We start from the raw sequence: 22,693 nt of genomic DNA, 5'->3' as shown, positions 1-22,693 counted from the left end.
TAACCTTCCAATATAAACTTTTAATTACAACCTTCAAGATTATTGAGCAATTTTTTAAGTTTTCTATTATATTGTTCTTGTAAGAATTCTAAATCAGAATCTCTATTTTTAACCAAGAACACTTTATATTGCATATTTTCTTTTGGTACAGTCTCTGTGAGAACAGAATTATAGACCGAAAATTTGTCATCAATATCAATTAAGACTGTATTTACTAACGAAAATTCAATATTATAATGCTTCAGATTTTCTAAAACTACTATAATTGAATTTAATACTAAACAATTACATACCCCTGTTCTTCTATATTCAGATGGAACAGCTATGCTTCTATACCTGAAATTTAAATCTGCAAGTTTAGTAACACCTGCCCCTTTCCCAATATTACGAAATCCAAAACTATCTGATAAGATACTATCACCATAAAGCAATTCTAATTCTAAACAACCACCATCTTCTAAAAGTGACTCAAAGGTCTGGTTTCCTTGATTCTCGTAGTATGTTTTATATTTGAGTTTGTTTTCTAAAATATTAGAATTATTGAATTTTGGGTCAAAATCTATTTCATTAAAAGAATAATACTCTACATTTTTAGCTTCCCTATTCAATATTTTGTTTATATTAGCTAGTAATATTTTAAACCATGACATATCACTTTATCCTTTCCATCCTCTATGCATAAACAATAGCTACTATTCAGACTATAACCTTAACAATACTACTTTTATTATACTGTAGAAATGAAAAAAAGGCCATAGATAGAGCACTTGCTCTCTTAACCTTTGCTTTATAAATTGACTTTTATTCCTCCTAAAAAAATTAAAATTTGATGTGATAGTCCTATCGAAACTGATTCCTATGCTTCAGCTCAAGATGCATCAAATTCCAGTCTTCTACATTAATGATTGATTCTTGGTTACTTTCATACATCTACACTAAAGATAAAAGAGTCTGGGACAAAAGTCTAACCTTAAATATAAAAAGCGAACAAAACGAGTTATCTGACATTCAGAATTTTGTTTTGTTCGCTTTTTTGTCTAATCTATCGATTTTAAAAATTTATAATAAAGAATTCCTAAAATTAAAATCTTTTTGTCCCAGACTCTCATATAGACCTTCGATAAAATATTTATAGGCTTTTACCAGCAAAACTACACACTCCACGCGATGTGTCTGCGGGACTCAAAAGGTTTGGGTGAATCTTTTGAGGATTAACTGCGTTTCACTAACAAGCTTACACACTCGACGTGATGCGTCTGTGGAAATAAATCAACCGGCTGGACTTTCTTCAACTCATATCCCAATTCTTGGTAGAGTTTGATATCACGCGCCATGGTTGCGACATTGCAGGAAATATAGACGATGCAGTCAGCTCCAGTTTGGCTACTTGCTTTGATGAAGCTTTCGGTCAAGCCCTTGCGTGGAGGATCAACCAAGATAACGGTTGGTTGGATGCCTTCCTTGAGCCAATTCTTCATTGCATTTTCAGCTGTGTCACAGACATAGTGGGCATTTGTGATATTGTTTAATGCAGCATTCTTCTGGCTATTCTCGACTGCTTCTGCAATCACTTCAACACCGTAGACTTCTTTGACATGCTTGGCGACTGATAAACCAATGGTTCCAATACCCGAATAAGCATCGATAACCACATCATCTTCTCTTAACTCCGCAAAGTCAATAGCCGTTTGATAGAGTTTCTCCGCCATTTGAGTATTGACCTGGTAAAAGGCTGGGCCAGCGATTTGGAAGTCATTTTCCAACATCTGGTCCGTAATATAGTCTTGACCATAAAGTGTACGCCATTCCTTGCCAAAAATCGCATTGGTATTCTGGTCGTTGATATTTTGCATGACAGAGACAATCTCTGGGAACTGCTTGATTAGTTGTTCAATCAATTGGTCAACACGAAAAACTTTCGGACGAGTGGTCACCAAAATAACCATGATTTGTCCTGAATAGTGCCCACGACGCACAACGAGGTTACGAATCAAGCCAGACTGTTCCTTCTCATCATAGGGTTTCAAATCATAACGACGGAGTAAGTCACGTAGGGCTACTACTACCTCATCAATTACCGGATCTTGGATAAAGAAATCTTTGAGTGGCATGAGATCATGCGAATTCTTACGGAAAAAGCCCGTTTCCAAGATACCATTCACTCGACGAACGGGCACCTGCGCCTTATTGCGATACTTGACTGGATGTTCCATACCAAGCGTTTCAGCAACCTCTACATCTATAATACCAGCAATCTTGTAGAGACTGTCTTTGACTTGCTTGGTTTTAAACTTGAGCTGCTCTGGATATGCAAGATGCCCCAAATCAGCGATACCTGAGCGTAGATAAGCTAGGTCAAGGTCTTGGTTACGATGAGGTGACCGAACAAGGTATTCTTCAACTTTCCCATAGCCAATCTTTTTATTGACTTTAAGGACACGCATGAGGATTTTCTCAGTTGGTAGAGCATTTTCTACAAAGAAAACCAAACCTTCTATCTTGGCGACCCCTGCCCCTTCATGGGTCAAATCAACAATTTCAACTTCTACAATATCATTTTTCTTTAACATATTCTTCACTTTCTATCGGCCGACAAAAAAAGACGGCAACATTTCTGTTACCATCTATTATATCATGAAATGACCTAAGCACCAAAACTCTTGAAGAAGTTGACAATGGCTTGCCAAAGGGAGCTAAAGAAGTTGCCCCCCTCTTCTAGCGCTTTATTGGCATCAAAGTTGAGGTTGATACTTTTAAAACTATCTCCAGCTTGGGAAACAATGCTTTCCTTGAGGTCATTGAGGGTTTTAGTGAAATCAGCATTGTTCAAAATGTCACTCTTTGAGAGGTTGAGTGCAAAATTGATGATGATATTGACCTGGTTTCCTGTTATAACCTGATCGAGTTTGTAGTTTTTTAGAGTGTCTTCAACGATTTTGCGAACATCTTCTTCTGTCAGATTTCCTTTGGCTTCCTTTGCCTTTGCGATTCCTGCCTTGATATCTGTCATAGCCGCATTGAGCTTATTGGCATCGTAACCTGACTTGTCCTTGTTTTCAGCATTGATATCGGACAAGGCTTTTAGTTCTTCTTGAGCCAAGTCTTTATTGGCTTGCGATACTTTAGCACCATTGGCCTCTAACGAGTAGTAAATCCCTGCTAGAGCGCTCTCACCTGTAACTGGAATAGGAGCTGCAACAGTGATTTTAGCATGCTCCACACCCAGGGTCACTGCTGCATTTCGGTACATATCCTGCGTCACCTTGGTGATATTTTCAGGCGTTTCAATCTTGACCTCTAGAGGTGATTTGTCACCCAGCTTTTGAATCTTGGCCGACGAATAGAGTTGTAGACTTGCATCGTTAGCCACATTCATAATTTTCGAATAGATATCAGGTGTCATGGTTTTGATATCTTTAGTATCTTTCGATGCGTCATAGCCGAGTTTGCTAAGTGTTTGATTTTTTTGGTCTTCAGTTAGCGAAGAGCCAAGAACATATTCAGGTTGTACATAGGTTTCATCGATTACTTTTTGAACATCTGTTGCTGCGTGGACACTCGTCATAGCTGTTGCAGCCCACAAAACTGCAGCACTTGTTAGAAAGAATTTCTTTCTCATGGGATATTCCCTCCTTTACCTTTCTAGGGTAATAAAACAATCTTAAAGAAAGCTTATAGTGAAAAACACCTGGTAAAACCAGATGCTTAAAAGAAATTAAAGAATTTCATAATATAGAGATTAAATTGTACCTGTCTCGAGTAGTAATAATTTCCTCCATTTTCATAGAGTTCTGCACCATGAAAGATAGAAATTGGGTTGATGTAGGTGTAAGTCTTCCCAGTAGTATTACCTAGGATTGGAGCAACAGTCTCACGGGAATAACGCTTGGCCAGTGCTAGTGTATTTTTCTTGCCATTCTGAGCGATAAAGTCTATATAGGCAGGTCCAAAATTATAGGCTTGAACAGCGGTCCAGACATCTACTCCCTTGCTCTGAGCCAGATAGAGGTTATCTGTTAGAGTTTGAATACCTTGACGAATACTGGAGGCATTATCATTGATAGTGTTGGTTGAGCCACTTGCAGACTCACTAGACTGCATAACATCCCCTTCTTTTCCCTTCGTTTCAGTATAAATCATGGCGAGCACAAGCTCTTCATTGGCTGGAGTATCTTTTTCACTCAAGATTTCTCGAACCATAGGTTGATAAGTCATGACTTGCTTGACGTCTTGGTGAACTCGGTAAACTTTATAACCAGCAAAAAGGAGGACTGCTAGCACTAGCATTCTTCGTATAAATTTAAACATTATTTACTTTGAATATCCTCAATATTTTTGATTAAGATAGAATAGGTTCCATTGTCATTTTGGATAAACTCGACCGATTCTGCATCTTGGTAAACATTATTGGGAACGATGAGCTCAATTCCATTTGACAAGGAAAGTTTTTGGTTTTCAAATTTCTTGAGTTGGCGACTGGCATCAATTTCATCGAACTGGACTGGTTCTGGTACAGCTTCTTTGACTTGGTCGATAAAGCTCAAACGAGCTGTCAGATTGTTGTCAAAAAGGTCGTTCGCCAATTTTTCAGGAGACAATTCATTGCTTTCTTCTAAATTATTGAAAATCGCTGATTTGACCTTGGATTGAAACTGAAAATCATCTGTGTTAAAGGACTCAGCAATTCTCTGGGCTGTTTTCTCCAGTTCCTTGATAGATTTCTTTGGTGAAATCTTAGGGGCGACAGTTAGGAGATTTTCTGAAAAGTAGTTCAAAAAAGTTCCATTGTACTTGATGCGTTTCTCGATCAGGTGGTACTTGCGACTTTGAAGATTGACGACCAAGGCCTCATCAGCCCCCGTTCCAAATCCAGGCAGGTTATTCTGAGTCAGCTTGATTGGATTATCAACTTCTCCACCGAGGTGGGTCAAGGTCTCACGTAGAGCAATTCGCAAGAAAGCAAAATGTTCAACGCTTTCTTTAGAAAATTGAACAAAAATCAAGTCATTGGTCTTGAGGTTTTCAGAAATGCTGAATTCCTCTTTCCAGAGATTAGCCAGTGTTACTGATGTCTCCAACAAATCGTCAGTAATGTGATTGAAGAAGGGATTTTCTTCTTCGAAAATCCCAGTCTTGGCTTCATCTGAATACACACGTTCGATTTTTTTGCGTAGGTATTCTTCGATTTTTGGAGTGATATTGAGAAACTTATCCGCTAAGAACAGCTCGGTATCATCTGGGCTGAACTGATGGATAATAGCTTTCTTAATATAAATGTCCATAAAAGTATTAGTCCTCGTATAGTGGGAAAGCATCTGTCAATGCTTTGACTTCACTTCTCACTTCTTCTAAGACAGCTTCATTTTCTGCATTCTTAAGGGTTTTAATGATGAGTTCAGCTACTTTACGGCTTTCTTCTTCACCAAATCCACGTGCAGTGATGGCTGCAGAACCGATACGAATCCCACTTGTCTTGAATGGTGACAAGGTTTCGTATGGAATTGAGTTTTTATTTAGGGTAATATTAACTTCATCTAGCAAGTTTTGAGCAACTTTTCCGTTTTCTACAACCTTAGTTACATCCACTAGGAAGAGGTGGTTTTCAGTCCCTCCAGAAATGATACGGAAATCAGGATCTTGCAAAAAGACTTCAACCATAGCCTTGCTGTTCTTGATAACATTAGCAGCATATTCCTTGAAGGCAGGATCTAAGACTTCTTTGAAGGAAACTGCCTTGGCCGCGATAACGTGCTCTAAAGGACCACCTTGAATACCAGGGAAAATAGCTGAGTTGATTTTCTTAGCTAGGTCCTCATCATTTGTCAAAATCAAACCACCACGAGGTCCACGAAGGGTTTTGTGGGTCGTTGTTGTTGTGATATGAGCATATGGAACTGGGCTTGGGTGTAGACCAGCCGCAACCAAACCAGCGATATGAGCCATATCGACCATGAGCTTGGCACCAACAGCATCAGCAATTTCACGGAATTTTGAGAAGTCGATAATTTGAGAATAGGCTGAAGCACCTGCTACGATTAGTTTTGGTTTTACTTCTTGGGCTTGTTTCAAGATGGCATCAAAGTCCAAGAGCTCAGTTTCAGGATCTACACTATAAGAAACAAAGCTGTAGGTTTGACCAGAGAAGCTGACAGAAGCTCCGTGGGTCAAGTGTCCACCTGCTGCCAAATCCATCCCCATAACCGTATCACCTGGCTCAATCAAGGCCATGTAAGCCGCACAGTTGGCTTGGCTTCCTGAGTGAGGTTGGACATTGGCAAATTTTGCACCGAAAATTTCTTTCGCGCGTTCAATAGCCAGAGTCTCTACAACGTCCACCACATCTGTTCCACCATAATAACGGCGTCTTGGGTAACCTTCAGCGTATTTATTCGTCAAGATAGACCCTTGAGCCGCCATAACAGCCTTGGAAACCACGTTTTCCGAAGCAATCAACTCAATGTTGTTTTGTTGGCGTTCTTCTTCTTTGGCAATAGCATTCCAGAGATCAGCATCGTATGCTTTAAAATCATCTTTGTCAAAAATCATAGGTCTTCTCCTTTATAGTGTGACTGGTCCTTTAGTTTATTTTACAAAAACCAAACTAAAAGATGCGAATAAACCGTTTCTGCACTTTATCACAAGTATAACCAACTTTTTCATAAAATGCATGAGCTCCCAGACGATGATCAGCAGAGTTTAAGCGGATAAACTCATAGCCACGTCTTTTTGCTTCTTTCTCCAACCCTTGCAGTAAGATTTTACCGATACCTTGCCCTTGTGCTTGAGGTGAAACTGCTAAGCCTAAGATATTAAATCCTGCTTTAGAATAGAGGGATTCATAGACCTCAGCATGGACATATCCAAGCAAGATATGACTGACTTCATCCTCATAGCCAAGTAGGAAATGATGGGAATCCTGAGACAGTCTAGCTAGTTGACTAGCTGTGTCCTCTGGACTAAAAGAGTAGCCCAAAGCCTCTTTGTTAATCTCACATATAGCATTCACATCTGTTTCTTGCAAATCTCTGAGCATCTCATTCCTCCTCAAAAGAAATCTCTGGCAACTGAGCAAGTATATCTTCTTGTTTAATTGCCCCCTGGCGTAAGATTTTCACCTTGTCTCCAGACAAATCCAAAATCGTCGAATCCTGTCCGGTTAGAAAAGCGTCGTCCTCCAGACCCAAAACCTCTTGGTCAAAATCTTCTAGAATTTGAGTAAAGGTCACTCCACTCGCCTGACCCGAAATATTGGCAGACGGCCCAATCAAAGGACCTGTCTCTCGAATCAAATCCAGTGTAATGGGGTGACTCGGCATCCGAAATCCCACCGTTGAAAGACCAGAATTGACCCAAAAGGGAACTCTGTCATTGGCTTCGAGGATAATGGTCAAGGGACCCGGTAAAAAGGTCTCTACAAGTTTTTGTAGATAAGTTGGCTGATTCTTTGAAAAGTGCAAGATATCCTCTAGAGAGGCAACATTAAGGTTAAGAGCCTTATCTCTGGGACGACGTTTGAGTTGGTAAACATGGTCCACTGCTTTTTCATCTAGAGCTTTGGCAAAGAGACCATAAACTGTCTCAGTAGGTAAGACAACTGCCCCCCCTTTTTCCAACTCTTGTCTAATCCTGTCCATCATCAACTACAACCATCCTATCTTGACCAAATTGGTCTTTGAGTGTTCGTACCCGTTTTTGGGGAAGATGCTTCCTAAAAAGCGCAGGAACACTTTGACCTTGCTTGTATCCAATTTCAAGGTAAATCTTACCACCATCTGTGAGATAGTCTTTTGCATCTTCCGCAATTCTGCGGTAAATAGCTAGGCCATCCTTATCTGCAAAGAGAGCTAGATGAGGCTCCGAATGCAAAACATTCAAACCGACTTCTGACTCATCTTCACGAGAGATATAGGGTGGATTGGATACAATTATATCATATTTTTCAGAAATTTCTGCAAAACAATCAGATTTTTTAAAAAATATATTAAGATTTTGATTTTTAGCATTCTCTGATGCAAGATCCAGTGCCTCTTGAGAAATATCTACTGCTGTCACTAACCAATTTGGTCTGTTTTTTGCTAGTGCAAGGGCTATGGCACCACTTCCCGTACCGATGTCCAAGATCTTGAGATTTTCCTCAGAATTTTCTGTGAGGATGAGTTCCACCAACTCTTCTGTTTCTGGACGAGGAATCAAAACCCGCTCATCCACTTTTAACTGCATTCCAAAGAAATCTACGTGACCAATGATATACTGAGCTGGTTTGTGGGCCGCTAACTGCTGGAAAATTTCTTCTACAAATACTTCTTCCTCTTCCGTTACTTCCTGTTGCAGAGCAAAAACGAAATCTGTAAAAGAGAGATTTTTCAGGCTACGATAGACAAAAGAGAGGCTTTCTGCTTCCTCTCCTTGTCTTATCAACTCTTCTTCAAAATCTGAAAATAATTGAGCTAATTTCATTATTTGTTTAATTCTTCTAATTTTTGTGTTTGGTCATAAAGAACCAAGGCATCTACCACTTCATCCAATTTACCTGACAAGATGGTATCTAGTTTTTGGAGGGTCAAGCCAATACGGTGGTCTGTGACACGGTTTTGTGGGAAATTGTAAGTACGGATACGTTCTGAACGGTCACCAGTACCGATAGTAGACTTACGCTCAGCGTCTTGTTCATCTTGAGCAATCTGAGCAAAATGGTCAGCAACACGCGCACGGATAATCTTCATAGCCTTCTCACGGTTTTTCTGCTGGGTACGTTCTTCCTGCATCTCAACCTTGATATTGGTTGGCAAGTGAACGATACGAACAGCAGTCGCAACCTTGTTGACGTTCTGTCCACCAGCACCTGATGCGTGGTAGATGTCAACACGAAGGTCTTTTGGATCAATATCGTATTCTACTTCTTCCACTTCAGGCATGACAAGGACTGTCGCAGTTGATGTATGGACACGGCCTTGGCTTTCTGTCACAGGGACACGTTGCACACGGTGGGCACCTGATTCGTACTTAAGTTTAGAATATACAGATTGACCTGAAACCATGGCAACCACTTCTTTGAAACCACCGACACCGTTCATAGAAGCTTCCATGACTTCAAAGCGCCAGCCTTGGGCTTCAGCATACTTTTGGTACATGGTTAGCAAATCTCCAGCGAAAAGCGCCGCTTCGTCACCACCCGCTGCTCCCCGAATTTCAAGGATAATATTCTTGTCGTCATTTGGATCCTTTGGAAGGAGCAAGATTTTTAGTTTTTCTTCGTATTCTTCTTTTTCTGCCTTAGCATCTTTGAGTTCCTGCTTGGCCATTTCTTCCAAGTCCGCATCTCCGCCTGATTCTTTAATCATCTCTTCGGCGTCAACGATATTTTGAAGGACTTGTTTGTACTCACGGTAGGCAGTTACCGTATCACGAGTAGAAGCCTCTTCTTTCGAAAGCTCCATGAAACGCTTGGTGTCTGAGACGACATCTGGGTCACTGAGCAATTCTCCTAATTCTTCATAACGGTCTTCTACAGCTTGTAGTTGATCATAGATGTTCATTTTTCTTTATTCTCCTTATTGATTTCAGGGGCAAAATAATGTTTACGGCAAACTGAGATATAGGTTTCATTGCCACCGATCTGAATTTGTTCGCCATCATAGACTGGCACACCATCTTGAGTTCGCAACACCATGGTCGCCTTTTTCTTACAGTACTGACAGATGGTCTTGATTTCTTCAATCTTGTCTGCTAAGAGCAAGAGGTATTTTGAACCTTCGAACAATTCATTTCGAAAGTCATTTTTCAAACCAAAAGCCATGACAGGTATGTCTAGCTCATCAACAACACGAGCTAGATCGTAAACATGGTGACGCTTGAGAAACTGGGCCTCATCGACCAACACACAGTAAGGTTTTTCAGGTAAGTCTCGGATATAACCAAAGATATCCGTCGTTTCCTCAATCGCAATGGCTGGGCGTTTCATACCGATTCGACTCGACACATAGCCAACACCGTCACGCGTATCCAGAGCCGAAGTCATAATCACAACTCCCTTTCCTTGCTCCTCGTAGTTATAGGCCACCTTGAGAATCTCAATCGTCTTACCAGAGTTCATGGTCCCATAACGATAATACAACTGTGCCATGCTTCTAATTCACGTCCATTCTAAATTTTTGCTACATTCTAGTATATCATAATTTTCTGAAGCTTTAAACGGCAAAATGTGGTAAAATAGAAGAAATCAAAAACTACTGGAGGAAGCTATTATGCCATTTGTACGCATCGATTTATTTGAAGGACGCACGCTCGAGCAAAAGAAAGCTCTTGCTAAGGAAGTAACGGAAGCTGTTGTTCGTAATACTGGAGCCCCTCAATCAGCCGTTCATGTCATCATCAACGACATGCCAGAAGGAACTTACTTCCCACAAGGGGAAATGCGCACCAAATAATCCAGCTTAAGCAGAATTGCTTAAGCTTTTTCAATCTCCAAGTAGCATCCATTGAAGAAATAGTCTAATTTTGTTACAATTTGAAGAGATGCTTGGATACCTATCCTAAGAAAAGAAATACAAAAGGAAATAGTATGATTACACGTGAATTTGATACCATCGCTGCTATCTCTACTCCACTAGGTGAAGGAGCTATTGGTATTGTCCGCCTGAGTGGAACAGATAGTTTTGCCATTGCGCAAAAGATTTTTAAAGGAAAAGACTTGAGCAAGGTTGCAAGCCATACCCTCAACTACGGTCACATTATTGACCCGCAGACAGGGAAGGTCATGGACGAAGTTATGGTTGGAGCTATGAAGTCTCCAAAGACCTTCACTCGTGAGGATATTATCGAGATTAACACTCACGGTGGGATTGCGGTGACCAATGAGATTCTCCAACTAGCTATCCGTGAAGGAGCTCGATTGGCTGAACCGGGTGAATTTACCAAGCGTGCCTTTCTAAACGGTCGTGTGGACTTAACACAGGCTGAGGCGGTGATGGACATCATCCGTGCCAAGACAGACAAGGCCATGAATATTGCAGTCAAACAATTGGACGGTTCTCTTTCTGACCTCATTAATAATACTCGCCAAGAAATCCTCAATACACTTGCCCAAGTTGAGGTCAATATCGACTATCCTGAGTATGACGATGTTGAGGAAGCCACTACTGCAGTCGTCCGTGAGAAAACCATGGAGTTTGAACAATTGCTAACCAATCTCCTTAGAACAGCTCGTCGCGGTAAGATCCTTCGCGAAGGAATTTCAACAGCTATCATTGGCCGTCCCAACGTTGGGAAATCCAGTCTTCTCAACAATCTCCTGCGTGAAGATAAGGCCATCGTAACAGACATCGCTGGTACGACACGAGATGTTATCGAAGAATACGTCAACATTAACGGGGTTCCTCTAAAATTGATTGATACAGCTGGAATTCGGGAAACAGATGATGTCGTGGAACAAATCGGGGTTGAACGCTCCAAGAAAGCCCTCAAGGAAGCTGACTTGGTACTTTTTGTCTTAAACGCTAGTGAGCCACTAACAGCACAAGACAGACAACTCTTAGAAATCAGTCAGGATACCAAACGCATTATTCTACTTAATAAAACTGATCTTCCTGAAGCGATTGAAACTTCGGAACTGCCTGAAGATGTTATCCGTATTTCAGTTCTTAAAAATCAAAATATCGATAAGATTGAAGAGCGTATTAACAACCTCTTCTTTGAAAATGCTGGTTTGGTCGAGCAAGATGCTACTTACTTGTCCAACGCCCGTCATATTTCTCTGATTGAGAAGGCAGTTGAAAGCCTACAAGCAGTTAATGAAGGTCTTGAACTAGGGATGCCAGTTGATTTGCTTCAAGTTGACTTGACCCGTACTTGGGAAATTCTCGGAGAAATCACTGGAGATGCTGCTCCAGATGAACTCATTACCCAACTCTTTAGCCAATTCTGTTTAGGAAAATAAGAAAAATCCATGATCGTTCGGTCATGGATTTTATTGTCTTTATTAGTAATCTGGTCTTAAGACTCCTGTTACGGTTGCCTTAGTCGCTTCATAGTCGCCATCTACGACAACCTTGATAATGCGTTTGGCATCTTCTTCTGGTGCTGGAACTAGAGGTAGACGAGTTGGTCCAGCTTCAAATCCCATATAGTTCAAAACAGCCTTAACTGGAGCAGGACTTGGATAAGAGAAGAGGGCGTTGACCTTAGGAATGAATTTACGTTGAATAGCTGCCGCTTTTTTCATATCGCTTTCTGCAATAGCAGTCAACATCTCGTGCATTTCATCCCCATTTGTATGAGATGCAACAGAAATAACCCCGTCCGCACCAAGATTCATGGCATGGAAAGCATCTCCGTCCTCACCAGTATAGACCAAGAACTCTTCTGGCTTGTGTTCAATCAAGTAAGCCATATTAGCCAGACTAGTACATTCTTTGACCCCAATGATATTTGGATGGTCAGCCAAACGAAGCATGGTTTCTGGAGTCAATTCGACAACTACACGCCCTGGAATGTTATAGATAATAATTGGTAAGTCAGAAGCATCTGCAATTGCTTTAAAGTGCTGGTACATCCCTTCTTGAGAAGGTTTATTGTAGTATGGTACAATCGCAAGCCCAGCTGCAAAGCCACCAAATTCTGCGACTTCTTTGACAAATTCGATCGAGTCACGTGTATCATTGGTACCTACACCCGCAATCAAAGGAACACGTCCATTGACAATCTTTTGTACAGCTGCAAAGAGTTCCAACTCTTCATCGTGGGTCAAGGTTGGACTTTCAGCTGTCGTTCCAGCCAACAAAATACCATCTGTATGGTGGGCCAACAAATGCTCTATAAGGTCTGGAATGGCATCAAAGTTGATGGAACCATCCTCATGGAAAGGGGTAATAAAGGCTGTAATGATTTTACACTCTTTTAAATCTTGATAAGACATGAGAATACCTCTCTATTTCAAAGAAGGAGTTCATCTGAACTCCTAAACGATATGACTATTTTAATTCAAATTTCAATTCAGCTGTTGGACGAACCAATCCACGTTCGTGAAGCGTTTCTGCAATCTGAACTGAGTTCCAAGCAGCACCTTTGAGAAGGTTGTCTGAAACAACCCACATGTGGATTCCTTTTTCTGCATCTAGGTCTTTACGGATACGACCAACAAAAGTATCACGCGAACCCACTGCATTGACAGCTTGAGGATAGATTTGGTGCGCTACGTCATCCTCAAGAACAGCACCTGGAAAGGCTGCGATGGCTGCTTTGACTTCTTCGATTGGTGCCACTTCTTTTGTTTCGATATAAACTGACTCAGAGTGAGCTGACAAGACTGGAATACGTACACAGGTTGCAGATACTGAGATGCTATCATCTTCCATGATTTTCTTAGTTTCCTTAGTCATCTTCATCTCTTCGTAAGTGTAATCATTGTCAGTAAAGACATCGATTTGTGGAAGAGCGTTAAAGGCGATAGGGTAGTGTTTCTTGTCACCACCTGAAGGCAAGATTTCCGCATGCAAATCACGTGGATTCACACCATCATTCAAGACTTCACGAAGTTCACGTTGTGTTTCAAGAATCGCACCCATACCAGCACCAGAGACTGCTTGGTAAGTTGAAACGATGATGCGGTCCAAGCCCCATTTTTGGCGGACCGGCTCAAGAGCCACCATCATTTGGATTGTTGAACAGTTAGGGCAGGCAATAATCCCATTATGAGCATCAAGTGCATGAGCATTGACCTCTGGGACAACCAATGGTACATCTGGGTTTTGACGGAAATAAGATGTATTATCCACTACTACCGCACCAGCTTGAACTGCGTATGGTGCATACTTAGCTGATGTCGAACCACCTGCTGAAAAGAGTGCAATATCAACACCCTCAAAAGCTGTCTCAGTTGTTTCTTCAATCGTAATATCTTGGTCTTTAAATTTCAAAGTTTTGCCTGCTGAACGTGCAGAAGCAAGGTAACGAATTTTATCGATTGGAAGTGTTGATTCTTCCAACATTTTTATCATCTGAGCTCCGACAGCACCTGTCGCGCCGACTACAGCAACTGTATATCCCATAAATAACCTCTTTCGGAATTTTCTAAAAATTTCTATAATAGATGTATTATACTACTTTTTCCAGAAATTGAAAAGCACTTTTAGACTATATTTTCTGAAAACTAAAAATCCCTAGCCATTTGACCAGGGACTAAGAGGCATCTTCATGTGATGAGCAGGTTCACACAACTCATCAAGGTCCGCTCCTGCGTTATGACCTCCTTATGCTCAATAGTAGTTCGAAGACTACCTATCGACTCATCGCAACTACTATTCTACTAGATAAAGTCACTTTTGTCAACTGCCAAAACTCTTCGCTTCATTTATACAAGTGTACAAGAAAAACCTTGGTTTCCCAAGGTTATTTCGTTTCTATCATGCTAATTGCCGGGATTGAACCGGCGACCTCATCCTTACCATGGATGCGCTCTGCCAACTGAGCTAAATCAGCTTACCTAAAAAGTATACTATAGTTCTATGTTCTTGTCAAGCGCTCTCTTTTAATTTTATGGAATGGAAAAAGCTAGATTGAGCAAGAATCTAGCTTATAAACTTCTTATCTTGTTAGATCGATTCGGCGTCCTAATTTTCCGATTAAAATAGCACCAACGATAAGCGATGCAAACTCTCCAATCCCTGTAGAAAACCAAGTAAAGAAGAATGGAGCTTCAGCAACGATATGAAGTTCTGCTGCAATGGTAATCATTGAAATAGAGAAGAGGATTGAAAAGAAGAAATGATCTTTTCGAATCAAACCATTGAACAAATAGTCTTTCTTGTACTTGCTAAAGAGCCAAACACCCAGACTAAGGAAAACTAGAGTAGATCCCCCGCCGACAAAGACATCAATTATGCCAAAACTAAAGAAATTAGCAATCATACATCCAATTGTCACACCAATGATATATTTAGGGTTGTAAAAAGCCAGAAAATTCATCATCTCAGAAATACGGAACTGGTAGGCGCCGTAGCTAATGGCATTCAGCGGCGGGGTGATGGTCAAAACCACATAAATAGCAGCGACAATAGCGATATCTGCCATATCGCGAACAGTTAATTTTTTCATGTTTTCTCCTTTAGCAGTTTCCCGCGTAAAATATGCTTGGTGAAAGAAGTTAAGCACCAAGGGTTGAGATTATCAACCTTACTAGTATAGCACAATATATGACATTATGCTATACTAAAAACATGAAAAGAATAATAAAGGCATTCTTCGATAACGAAATCCTCTCCTACCTATTTTTCGGTGCTGCTACTACTCTGGTTTCTATCTTATCGCGTTTGGTTATTTACCACATCAGCCACCAGGAAATCCTGGCAACCATACTCGCAAATCTTATCGGGATTCTCTTTGCCTTTTTTACAAATGATACAATCGTCTTTAAACAAGAGAGAAGAAATTGGCCAACTCGCCTGGCTAAGTTTTTCTTAGCTCGTCTCTCTACACTTGGACTTGACGTTCTTTTAACTTATATCTTCGTTACAACCTTTCCTGATCTTATTGGTCAGTTTGTCGAATATAATATAGACAGGGTTAATACGGTTGAAACTATCCTAGCACAAATTTTGATTATTGTGCTTAATTATATTTTCAGTAAAATCTATATTTTTAAAAGGAGCAACTGATCTCCTTAAGCATCCAGGTTGCCTCTTGTCACAATTTAGGATATAATAAGTTAGAAAATTAGGAAAGGAATTTATGAAAATGTTAAAGGATCTTAAAGCATTTTTGCTTCGTGGTAATGTCGTTGACCTCGCTGTCGGTGTGATCATTGCCTCTGCATTTGGTGCTATCGTTACTTCATTTGTTAATGATATCATCACTCCACTTCTATTGAATCCTGCTTTGAAAGCAGCGAACGTTGAACGTATTGCTGAACTTTCATGGAATGGTGTTGGTTACGGTAGCTTCTTGAGCGCTGTTATCAACTTCCTTGTTGTGGGTACAGTTCTCTTCTTCGTTATCAAAGGTATTGAAAAAGCTCAAAACCTTCGTAAGAAAGAGGAAGTGGTTGAGGAAGCACCTGCTGCTCCAACTGAACTTGAAGTTCTTCAAGAAATCAAAGCTCTTCTTGAGAAAAAATAAAACAGATAAAGGATCTAGCTTAAAGCTAAATCCTTTTTTCTTTACTCTTTTGGTAACTTCCCAGCCTTTTCTAGCATTTTCTTAATTAAGTACGGCATCTTCACATTTTCACGACCTTTTTTCTCAATGAGTTTTTTGACAAATTCTGGCATCTGAAGGTCGTCTGTCTCTTTCATGATGTCCTTGGTAGTTGCCGAAGGCGCTAACTCATCAAAGGTTTCTTCTTCTGGGAGAAAAGCTTTAAATTCTTTGTGTTCGTTGGCTCTTACAGTAGCAACTAAAGCGTCAATTAAACGGCTATCCGTATTGGGCATCGGTGGACGATGGTAAGTGACACCTAATTCTTGACACAAATCATAACATTCCACATCATTATCGAACAAGACTTCGATGTGCTCACTGATAAAACTTATCGGGATAAAAATATAATGTTCTGGATGTTGCTTTTGTTCTCGTAAATATTCTAAAACATCTGGCTTGATCCAAGGGATTCCAATATCACTTTCGCTCTGCCAAGTATTGGTATACTGGTCGGCTGTTAGGCCGAGTTGTTCAGCAATAAGCCTGCTATTATCGAAAATCTGATCGATATATGGATCTCCATAGTCTAAGGCAAAAATGGGAACACTGTGTGCTGAAAAGATTACCTTGAAAGATTCTTCTCCCACCTCATTTCGTAAAATTTTTCTAATCTCATCTGTCCAGAAGTCCAGCAAAGGCTGTTGTTGATACCAGTTCTTAATAACTAAAAATCGGATCTGCTGGCTTTCCAGAAACTTTTCATACCCCATGACTGAGTAAAAAGAATAATGAGGTTCCAAAATCAAGCAGATACATTCTTCAACACCATCAGCCTCCATCTGCTTGATCACATCAGGGATAAAGGGGTGAGAAAATTTGTTAGCAAAGTAGATGCCATACTCTTCCCCTAAACATTCCTTGACTAAATTGACCTCCTCACGTGTAATCCTCTGCAAGGGCGTACCACCTATACGAACATAATTGTCATAAAGAGTCTGAATCTCGTGATCCTTGGGCCTGATTCCACGACGAATATTGGTAAAAAAATCCGCCACACTCTCAAAGGTAATCTCTTCTGGCGAACCGAATGTCATCATTAAAATTGCTTTTTTCATTGATATGTCCTTGTGATGTTTTTTTCAATTACCATTCTACCATGAAATATATCATAAATAAACGCTTCCATTCATTTTATTTTTGTTTACTTCTCTTTGTCTTTCTCTACATTCTATGATACAATGAAAAAAAATGATAAAAAAGGAGTTTTTATGTCTTATCCGAACTTTTTGGAACGTTTTCTGACCTACGTTAAGGTCAACACGCGTTCTGATGAACACTCTACTACTACTCCAAGTACGCAGAGCCAGGTAGATTTTGCGACCACTGTTCTTATTCCTGAGATGAAACGTGTTGGCCTGCAAAATGTTTACTACCTACCAAATGGTTTTGCTATTGGTACCTTACCAGCTAATGATCCGAGCTTGACACGCAAGATTGGGTTTATCTCCCACATGGATACTGCTGACTTTAATGCTGAGGGCGTTAATCCGCAAGTCATCGAAAACTACGATGGAGGAGCTATCGACTTGGGTGATTCTGGATTTAAACTCAATCCAACTGATTTCAAGAGCCTTGAGAAATATCCAGGACAAACCCTTATCACAACTGATGGCACAACCTTGTTGGGTGCTGATGACAAGTCAGGGATTGCTGAGATTATGACTGCTATTGAATATCTGACTGCTCATCCCGAAATCAAACACTGTGAGATTCGTGTTGGTTTTGGACCAGATGAAGAAATTGGTGTTGGAGCTAATAAGTTTGATGCAGAAGATTTTGACGTTGACTTTGCCTATACTGTTGATGGTGGACCACTAGGGGAGCTTCAATACGAGACTTTCTCAGCAGCTGCTGCTGAACTCCATTTCCAAGGGCGCAATGTTCATCCCGGTACTGCTAAAGGACAGATGGTCAATGCCCTTCAGTTAGCAATTGATTTTCATAATCAACTTCCTGAGAATGATCGTCCTGAACTGACAGAAGGTTACCAAGGTTTCTATCATCTTATGGATGTGACAGGTAGTGTCGAGGAGGCGCGTGCAAGCTACATCATCCGTGACTTTGAAAAAGATGCATTTGAAGCGCGTAAAGCAGCTATGCAGTCTATCGCTGATAAGATGAATCAAGAGCTTGGGAATGATCGCGTTACACTCACTCTCACTGACCAGTACTACAATATGAAAGAAGTCATCGAGAAAGATATGACTCCTGTTACCATTGCCAAAGCCGTAATGGAAGATCTGGGAATCACGCCAATCATTGAACCGATTCGTGGTGGAACAGATGGTTCTAAGATTTCCTTCATGGGAATTCCAACTCCAAATATCTTTGCTGGTGGTGAAAACATGCACGGCCGTTTTGAATACGTCAGCCTTCAGACAATGGAGCGTGCAGTAGATACCATCATTGGCATTGTATCCTATAAAGACTAAAAAAGACGAGGTAGCTCAGCTACTTCGCCTTTCTTTTTATTCCTTTGGTTGAGTACTTGTCTCGGTTTACTCTTGCTTTTCTGTTGGTTGAGAAGCAGCTGTTTCACTGTCTTTCTCAGACTTAGATTGGCTATCAGTTTCACTTGCTTTTGAACGGAGTTCCTGGTTCAAGCTAATGATCTCTTTAGCTAGAGTGAGGAGACCTTCTTTATCACTGCTTTTGGCTGCAAGTTGATCAAATAGGGCATCAACACGTTCAAAGTCAGCATCGGATCCTTTGTTATCCTCTAAGTACTTGTGAAGAGAGAGCAAGACATTATAGAGTTTTTGGTAGATAATCACCGTTTGTGGATCTTGTTCTGCTTCTTTTTCCTCTCGTTGGATAGTCGCTGCAATACGATTTAAAAGATCTTCAAGTTGTGTTTTAGCTTCGTCAAGGTCTGCATTTTCCTTTTCAGTAGCTGCTTTGATATTAGCTGCTTCTTCAGCTAGGGATTGTTTGACACCATCCTCTTTAACACGTGCTAGGAGTTGGGCAACTTTAGTTAGGAGAGCATCCACTTCTTCCTTCTTAACATGGCTAACCCGCTCTTCTGGCATAAAATCACCGTAGAGTTCTTTTAGAAATTCATAGATGGCTGTCTTAGCGGTTTGACTATCTACTTTTTCCGTATCTAGAATAGTCTTACCAGCTTTTGTAGAAACGGGTTCTTCTTTGAGAGCTTCTTCTACTTCTAGCTTAGTTTGGTAAATAGTTGGGAATAACTTATTCAAGTCGGTCGCTTTGAGGAAAGACTGTGACTGGTAAAGTTCCCATGTCAACTTGGCAACACGGTTCCGAAGTTCTTCTCTCAAACGACCATCAGATACATGTTCATAGAAATACTTGATGTACTCTACTGTTGTAACCCCTGTCCGATCACGGAAATCTTGCAAGGCCTGAAGTTTCGCTTCAATGGCAGCCAACTCTGTCTCATCTTGTGCTAGTTTTGCTTCCTGCAAATGTACCAAAAGATCTTTCTTAGACAAGCCATAAGTGTCCGTATCCAGTGTATTGATCTTATCTACAAGGGCTTGGTACTTCTTATCTAAAGGTGAAGTTTCAACTGGTGCCACACTTTGATCCACATGGATATATTGCTTATCAAAGAGATCCAAGGCTGCTAGATATCCAGCAGTTGAGTTTGTTGCCAGTTTTTTCATATTTTCGGTGAACTGCCCCAAAGCAAGTTCAACACGTCTCTGCATGATTGGCTGGTCTTTGTAGAGACTTCTGCTATCTGCTAAAAGTTGATCCACTTTAGATAGAACAGTTTGTTCATCAAATGCTCCAGGTTGATAGGTCGATTGTAGGGCTGGAATCTTGTTTTTCAAAGCTACTTCATAGCCCTTAGTTTGAACCTTGATGTAGTGATTGTGGTCTCCGTGAGGAATCACAAAACTACCACTTTCTACCTGTAAACTATAAGGAGACACCCCATCACGTAGGGCAGTCGTATAAAGTTCATTTAGGAAATCCAGTTCTGGATTCCCAGTTTGGAGAGGAATACGAACATGTTCTTTTCGAACAGCATAGGGATGGATATGGGTTGGATCATAGGCTTGATCCGGATTTCCAAAGACAAAGAATCCATTTGAAATACGAATCGCTTCGAGCGGAACCCCATAAGTCTGTGAGATATACTTGATTTTTTCTTCATCACTAGCATCTCTTGAGAAACTTTCCACAGTCTTTGCAAGTGGTTGAACCGGCTCAGACTGATGATTTTCTTTCAAGTGATCTTGGGCAGCTTTGATTTGAGCTGCAGTCAAGTCTTTCTTAAAGAAATAATGAGCGTGATCTCCATGAGAAACTACAAACCCTTGCTCATCCTCACTGATGACACGGTCAGCTGCAAAACCATGATCATGTTCTTCACCGTGATGGTGGTCATGCTCCTCTCCATCATGGTCATGATCTTCATGGTTGGTATCCTGACTTCCATGGTCACCGTCTTGGTCATGATGATGATCCGATTGAGCTGGATGCTCTGCTGGTTTGCTTGGATTTTCCAAAGGTGTTGGTTTCCCACTGTCGCTAGATAAAGGAATCATTCGCGCAATCTTTTCTTCCAAAGCAGAAAGCTTTGTATATGGGATAAAATGATAGTGATTTCCGTGTGGAATCGCTACGCCACTTGGTGTTCTGCTTGAAATCTTAGCAGGGTCAAAAATCAAGCCATCTGATTCAGCATAACGTTGACTACTTGGAAGAGCATAGAGTTGCTGCAATAGAGTTTGTAAGCTCTCTTCTGGATTGCTTGGCCTTTCAGCTTCTTGACTCGGATTGCTAGTTTGACTAGTTGCGTTTGGAGTCGGACGATAGTCAGTCACACCTGCTTGTTTTCTAGTTCCAGAAAGGTAGGCTTGGGCAGCAGCCAATTCGCTAGCAGACAAGGAACTCTTAGGAATGTAGTGGTAATGTCCACCATGAGGGACAATATAGGCATCACCAGTATCCTCGATAATATCAGACGGATTAAAGATGTAGCCATCGTCGGTAGTATAACGGCCTTGTGATTGCGCAAGTGTCACTGCACTGTTAGAAGTTGGTGCATCGTGAGTATGACCTTGTTTTTGGCGTTCAATTTCGTCCTTCGTACGAACGTTATCAGCATGTGCCGCATCCTTAAGGTAAACATAATACTTACCATCGACCTTGATAATGTAGCCACCTTTGATTTCATTAACAATATCAGCGTCTTTCAGTTGATAATTGGCATCTTTCATCAAAAGCTCTTCGCTGAAAATCGCGTCAAAAGGAACTTTACCATTGTAATAATGGAAATGATCACCGTGTGAAGTCACATAACCTTGATCGGTAATTTTCACGACAATTTGTTCTGCCTGAATGTCTTCTTTTTTGCTAACTTGGTCTGGTGTCTGATTCTCTGTTTTTTGAGAGTCTTGTTTTCCATCGACATAAGACACACGATTTTTATCTTTGTTTCCTTCTACCTGGTGTTGATTTAATGCATAGATACAAAGACTTAAGGAAAGGACTAGAGCCGATCCTGCTGCAAGATATTTTTTCTTAATTTTCATAATCTCCTCATTTTAATTCTTCTGCAAGAACATTCATATTTTCTTCTAGATTTTCTAAGTACGTTTTATCATTTTCAGGATCTGCTTCTAAAGGATTGAGTGTCTTTAGGCTAACTCCCGTTGATTTGACCAAGGTCTCAGCGACTTTAGAAGAAGCATTGCTCTCAGTAAAGATGGTTTTGACATTATAAGTTTTGACAAATTCCTGAATTTCTGTTAGTTGTCTCGGACTTGGCTCTTGTTCAGGGGAAATCCCTGCAATACCAAGTTGTTTCAATCCAAAACGTTTAGCCAAGTAAGAAAAGGCTGTGTGTTGCGTAACAAAAGTCTTTTGACTCGCTTTTTCAAAAATAGGCTGGTATTTTTTAGTCAATTCTTGGGCTTTAGCGATAAAGTTTTTAGCATTCTTTTGATACGTTTCCTTATTGGCACTATCAAGTTCCGAAAGTTTGTCTGCAATAATCTGTGCCTCTTCACCTGCTTTTTCTGGATCTAACCAAGTGTGAGGGTCGTAGAGTGTTTTTTCATCGATGCCGTCACCAGCTTCAACATCTTCCAAACCTGGTACACGCTCCAACGTCATTCCTTCAGAAGCTTCTAAAACCTTAACTTTTGAGTTTTTCAAGTTTGGATCTAGACTTCCCGCCCAAGATTCGAGCGTATGAGAATGGTAGACAAAGACATCCGCGTCATAGATAGCAGCAATGTCATTTGCTGACGGTTCAAAGGAGTGAATCCCACTACTTGACTGAATCATCCGTACGTCATTCAAGTCACCTGATACCTCTTTGACCATGGCATAGATTGGGTAAAAACTTGTTACAATCTTCATTCCTTTTGCTTCTTGTTTTTCTTTTTGACTACATGCTCCTAAGACAAGAGCCAACACACTGGCCATCAATAATAGTATTGTTCTTTTTTTCATCATTACTCCTTAACTAGTATTTAACCATTCAATTAACTAGTAAATAGTTTATCTTTATTTA

The 22,693-nt window shown here is 40.6% G+C and carries 22 protein-coding genes, 1 tRNA gene and 1 riboswitch; of the genes, 5 read left to right on the top strand and 18 right to left on the bottom strand.

The genetic code is table 11. The features are described 5' to 3' along the window. Positions 1–20: 20 nt before the first annotated feature. From ATE34_RS03405 to ATE34_RS03355, 11 genes are all read right to left on the bottom strand, one after another. On the bottom strand, positions 21–650 hold the full coding sequence (locus ATE34_RS03405; protein ID WP_061598409.1) for a hypothetical protein: 630 nt from the start codon (positions 648–650) through the stop codon (positions 21–23). 561 nt (positions 651–1,211) lie between these two features. Beyond that, positions 1,212–2,570, bottom strand: a complete 1,359-nt coding sequence (gene rlmD, locus ATE34_RS03400; RefSeq protein WP_084911075.1) for a 23S rRNA (uracil(1939)-C(5))-methyltransferase RlmD — start codon at positions 2,568–2,570, stop codon at positions 1,212–1,214. Positions 2,571–2,644: 74 nt separating this feature from the next. Continuing rightward, on the bottom strand, positions 2,645–3,619 hold the full coding sequence (locus tag ATE34_RS03395) for a DUF1002 domain-containing protein (RefSeq protein ID WP_084911074.1): 975 nt from the start codon (positions 3,617–3,619) through the stop codon (positions 2,645–2,647). 86 nt (positions 3,620–3,705) lie between these two features. Next, positions 3,706–4,308: a lysozyme family protein gene (locus tag ATE34_RS03390; RefSeq protein ID WP_084911073.1), complete on the bottom strand. Its 603-nt coding sequence runs from the start codon at positions 4,306–4,308 to the stop codon at positions 3,706–3,708. Beyond that, positions 4,308–5,282 carry a nucleoid-associated protein gene (locus ATE34_RS03385; RefSeq protein ID WP_180382663.1) on the bottom strand — a complete coding sequence of 325 codons (975 nt, stop codon included), beginning with the start codon at positions 5,280–5,282 and terminating at the stop codon, positions 4,308–4,310. Before ATE34_RS03385 ends, ATE34_RS03390 begins: the two co-directional genes overlap by 1 nt. 7 nt (positions 5,283–5,289) lie before the next feature. After that, on the bottom strand, positions 5,290–6,546 hold the full coding sequence (gene glyA / locus ATE34_RS03380) for a serine hydroxymethyltransferase (protein ID WP_061598414.1): 1,257 nt from the start codon (positions 6,544–6,546) through the stop codon (positions 5,290–5,292). Positions 6,547–6,601: 55 nt separating this feature from the next. Beyond that, positions 6,602–7,033, bottom strand: coding sequence for a GNAT family N-acetyltransferase (locus ATE34_RS03375; RefSeq protein WP_084911071.1), 432 nt, complete (start codon positions 7,031–7,033; stop codon positions 6,602–6,604). Between the two features lies 1 nt (position 7,034). Next, complete coding sequence (locus ATE34_RS03370; protein ID WP_061598416.1) at positions 7,035–7,637, bottom strand: L-threonylcarbamoyladenylate synthase; 603 nt, start codon at positions 7,635–7,637, stop codon at positions 7,035–7,037. Further along, a complete protein-coding gene (gene prmC, locus ATE34_RS03365; protein WP_061598417.1) occupies positions 7,621–8,457 on the bottom strand; it encodes a peptide chain release factor N(5)-glutamine methyltransferase in 837 nt (278 codons plus the stop codon). The genes ATE34_RS03370 and prmC overlap by 17 nt, the downstream gene beginning before the upstream one ends. Then, positions 8,457–9,536: a peptide chain release factor 1 gene (prfA, locus tag ATE34_RS03360; protein WP_001028815.1), complete on the bottom strand. Its 1,080-nt coding sequence runs from the start codon at positions 9,534–9,536 to the stop codon at positions 8,457–8,459. The genes prmC and prfA overlap by 1 nt, the downstream gene beginning before the upstream one ends. Next, positions 9,533–10,123 (bottom strand): thymidine kinase, encoded by a 591-nt coding sequence (locus ATE34_RS03355; RefSeq protein WP_000068130.1) that lies wholly within the window; start codon positions 10,121–10,123, stop codon positions 9,533–9,535. The genes prfA and ATE34_RS03355 overlap by 4 nt, the downstream gene beginning before the upstream one ends. A 121-nt stretch (positions 10,124–10,244) precedes the next feature. Between ATE34_RS03355 and ATE34_RS03350 the strand changes: the two genes are divergently transcribed. Continuing rightward, positions 10,245–10,427, top strand: a complete 183-nt coding sequence (locus ATE34_RS03350) for a 4-oxalocrotonate tautomerase (RefSeq protein WP_001117401.1) — start codon at positions 10,245–10,247, stop codon at positions 10,425–10,427. 134 nt (positions 10,428–10,561) lie between these two features. Then, positions 10,562–11,935 (top strand): tRNA uridine-5-carboxymethylaminomethyl(34) synthesis GTPase MnmE, encoded by a 1,374-nt coding sequence (gene mnmE, locus ATE34_RS03345; protein WP_084911070.1) that lies wholly within the window; start codon positions 10,562–10,564, stop codon positions 11,933–11,935. Between the two features lie 42 nt (positions 11,936–11,977). Here the strand turns inward: mnmE and dapA are convergent, their stop codons facing one another. The 4 genes from dapA to ATE34_RS03325 all read right to left on the bottom strand — a co-directional run bounded on the left by dapA (position 11,978) and on the right by ATE34_RS03325 (position 15,090). Further along, positions 11,978–12,913 (bottom strand): 4-hydroxy-tetrahydrodipicolinate synthase, encoded by a 936-nt coding sequence (gene dapA, locus ATE34_RS03340; protein WP_084911069.1) that lies wholly within the window; start codon positions 12,911–12,913, stop codon positions 11,978–11,980. A 55-nt stretch (positions 12,914–12,968) separates the two neighbouring features. Continuing rightward, a complete protein-coding gene (locus ATE34_RS03335) occupies positions 12,969–14,045 on the bottom strand; it encodes an aspartate-semialdehyde dehydrogenase (RefSeq protein WP_084875251.1) in 1,077 nt (358 codons plus the stop codon). A gap of 357 nt (positions 14,046–14,402) precedes the next feature. Beyond that, a tRNA-Thr gene (locus ATE34_RS03330) sits at positions 14,403–14,475 on the bottom strand. A 105-nt stretch (positions 14,476–14,580) separates the two neighbouring features. Then, positions 14,581–15,090: a QueT transporter family protein gene (locus ATE34_RS03325; RefSeq protein WP_084911068.1), complete on the bottom strand. Its 510-nt coding sequence runs from the start codon at positions 15,088–15,090 to the stop codon at positions 14,581–14,583. Continuing rightward, positions 15,088–15,184: riboswitch (PreQ1 riboswitch) on the bottom strand. (Overlaps the previous gene by 3 nt.) A 28-nt stretch (positions 15,185–15,212) precedes the next feature. Between ATE34_RS03325 and ATE34_RS03320 the strand changes: the two genes are divergently transcribed. Continuing rightward, entirely contained in the window at positions 15,213–15,650 is a 438-nt protein-coding gene (locus ATE34_RS03320) for a GtrA family protein (protein WP_084911143.1), read from the top strand. A gap of 79 nt (positions 15,651–15,729) precedes the next feature. Further along, positions 15,730–16,110, top strand: coding sequence for a large conductance mechanosensitive channel protein MscL (gene mscL / locus ATE34_RS03315; RefSeq protein ID WP_084911142.1), 381 nt, complete (start codon positions 15,730–15,732; stop codon positions 16,108–16,110). 41 nt (positions 16,111–16,151) lie between these two features. On the opposite strand, the gene hemH is transcribed toward mscL, so the two are convergent. Continuing rightward, positions 16,152–17,246 carry a ferrochelatase gene (gene hemH, locus ATE34_RS03310; protein WP_084911067.1) on the bottom strand — a complete coding sequence of 365 codons (1,095 nt, stop codon included), beginning with the start codon at positions 17,244–17,246 and terminating at the stop codon, positions 16,152–16,154. 153 nt (positions 17,247–17,399) lie between these two features. On the opposite strand from hemH, the gene pepT reads away from it, so the two are divergent. Beyond that, on the top strand, positions 17,400–18,623 hold the full coding sequence (gene pepT, locus ATE34_RS03305; RefSeq protein ID WP_084911066.1) for a peptidase T: 1,224 nt from the start codon (positions 17,400–17,402) through the stop codon (positions 18,621–18,623). Between the two features lie 66 nt (positions 18,624–18,689). Here the strand turns inward: pepT and ATE34_RS03300 are convergent, their stop codons facing one another. Next, positions 18,690–21,707 carry a pneumococcal-type histidine triad protein gene (locus tag ATE34_RS03300; protein ID WP_084911065.1) on the bottom strand — a complete coding sequence of 1,006 codons (3,018 nt, stop codon included), beginning with the start codon at positions 21,705–21,707 and terminating at the stop codon, positions 18,690–18,692. A 7-nt stretch (positions 21,708–21,714) separates the two neighbouring features. Continuing rightward, positions 21,715–22,632 (bottom strand): metal ABC transporter substrate-binding protein, encoded by a 918-nt coding sequence (locus ATE34_RS03295; protein WP_084911064.1) that lies wholly within the window; start codon positions 22,630–22,632, stop codon positions 21,715–21,717. Positions 22,633–22,693 lie beyond the last annotated feature (61 nt).

Origin of the sequence: Streptococcus oralis subsp. tigurinus, assembly GCF_002093545.1 — a bacterium.
GTDB classification, from domain to species: Bacteria; Bacillota; Bacilli; order Lactobacillales; family Streptococcaceae; genus Streptococcus; species Streptococcus oralis_C.
The sequence above is the reverse complement of the archived record's forward strand: the minus strand, read 5'-3'. Positions and strand labels throughout refer to the sequence as shown.

Bases quoted from the DNA above. Each gene is read 5' to 3' on its own strand.
- ATE34_RS03300 (WP_084911065.1), bottom strand. From the start codon at position 21,707: ATGAAAATTAAGAAAAAATATCTTGCAGCAGGATCGGCTCTAGTCCTT.
- ATE34_RS03320 (WP_084911143.1), top strand. From the start codon at position 15,213: ATGAAAAGAATAATAAAGGCATTCTTCGATAACGAAATCCTCTCCTAC.
- pepT (WP_084911066.1), top strand. From the start codon at position 17,400: ATGTCTTATCCGAACTTTTTGGAACGTTTTCTGACCTACGTTAAGGTC.
- prmC (WP_061598417.1), bottom strand. From the start codon at position 8,457: ATGAAATTAGCTCAATTATTTTCAGATTTTGAAGAAGAGTTGATAAGA.
- hemH (WP_084911067.1), bottom strand. From the start codon at position 17,246: ATGAAAAAAGCAATTTTAATGATGACATTCGGTTCGCCAGAAGAGATT.
- ATE34_RS03405 (WP_061598409.1), bottom strand. From the start codon at position 650: ATGTCATGGTTTAAAATATTACTAGCTAATATAAACAAAATATTGAAT.
- ATE34_RS03385 (WP_180382663.1), bottom strand. From the start codon at position 5,282: ATGGACATTTATATTAAGAAAGCTATTATCCATCAGTTCAGCCCAGAT.
- mscL (WP_084911142.1), top strand. From the start codon at position 15,730: ATGTTAAAGGATCTTAAAGCATTTTTGCTTCGTGGTAATGTCGTTGAC.
- dapA (WP_084911069.1), bottom strand. From the start codon at position 12,913: ATGTCTTATCAAGATTTAAAAGAGTGTAAAATCATTACAGCCTTTATT.
- ATE34_RS03370 (WP_061598416.1), bottom strand. From the start codon at position 7,637: ATGATGGACAGGATTAGACAAGAGTTGGAAAAAGGGGGGGCAGTTGTC.
- ATE34_RS03325 (WP_084911068.1), bottom strand. From the start codon at position 15,090: ATGAAAAAATTAACTGTTCGCGATATGGCAGATATCGCTATTGTCGCT.
- ATE34_RS03350 (WP_001117401.1), top strand. From the start codon at position 10,245: ATGCCATTTGTACGCATCGATTTATTTGAAGGACGCACGCTCGAGCAA.
- glyA (WP_061598414.1), bottom strand. From the start codon at position 6,546: ATGATTTTTGACAAAGATGATTTTAAAGCATACGATGCTGATCTCTGG.
- rlmD (WP_084911075.1), bottom strand. From the start codon at position 2,570: ATGTTAAAGAAAAATGATATTGTAGAAGTTGAAATTGTTGATTTGACC.
- mnmE (WP_084911070.1), top strand. From the start codon at position 10,562: ATGATTACACGTGAATTTGATACCATCGCTGCTATCTCTACTCCACTA.
- ATE34_RS03335 (WP_084875251.1), bottom strand. From the start codon at position 14,045: ATGGGATATACAGTTGCTGTAGTCGGCGCGACAGGTGCTGTCGGAGCT.
- prfA (WP_001028815.1), bottom strand. From the start codon at position 9,536: ATGAACATCTATGATCAACTACAAGCTGTAGAAGACCGTTATGAAGAA.
- ATE34_RS03375 (WP_084911071.1), bottom strand. From the start codon at position 7,033: ATGCTCAGAGATTTGCAAGAAACAGATGTGAATGCTATATGTGAGATT.
- ATE34_RS03355 (WP_000068130.1), bottom strand. From the start codon at position 10,123: ATGGCACAGTTGTATTATCGTTATGGGACCATGAACTCTGGTAAGACG.
- ATE34_RS03395 (WP_084911074.1), bottom strand. From the start codon at position 3,619: ATGAGAAAGAAATTCTTTCTAACAAGTGCTGCAGTTTTGTGGGCTGCA.
- ATE34_RS03295 (WP_084911064.1), bottom strand. From the start codon at position 22,632: ATGAAAAAAAGAACAATACTATTATTGATGGCCAGTGTGTTGGCTCTT.
- ATE34_RS03390 (WP_084911073.1), bottom strand. From the start codon at position 4,308: ATGTTTAAATTTATACGAAGAATGCTAGTGCTAGCAGTCCTCCTTTTT.